The sequence below is a fragment of the Motilimonas sp. E26 genome (genome assembly GCF_021278025.1).
Taxonomy (GTDB): Bacteria; Pseudomonadota; Gammaproteobacteria; order Enterobacterales; family CBDFNC01; genus Motilimonas.
Window position 1 is genome coordinate 1 of the sequence record NZ_JAIBHJ010000084.1, and the last position, 337, is coordinate 337.

Genomic DNA, 337 nt, shown 5'->3' on the forward strand with positions numbered 1-337 from the left:
AGTTTTAGTGTCGCCCGGGTGGTGAAATTGGTAGACACAAGGGATTTAAAATCCCTCGCTTGTAAGAGCGTGCCGGTTCAAGTCCGGCCCCGGGCACCATTAGTTCTAAAGTCTAACTCAGCTTCTAATTGAGTTAATTATGATGCGGTACTAGCTCAGCTGCATTGTAGAGAGACGCAACCTTTGTTGTGACTTATCTAAACTATGAGCTAAATGTGATGCGGTATTAGTTCAGCTGCATTGTAGAGAGACGCAACCTCTGTTGTGACTTATCTAAACTATGAGCTAAATGTGATGCGGTATTAGTTCAGCTGCATTGTAGAGAGACGCAACCTCT

1 tRNA gene is annotated in these 337 nt (G+C 44.2%); it reads left to right on the forward strand.

The features are described from left to right. Window positions 1–12: 12 nt before the first annotated feature. A tRNA-Leu gene (locus K1M91_RS21235) sits at window positions 13–99 on the forward strand. Window positions 100–337: the final 238 nt, after the last annotated feature.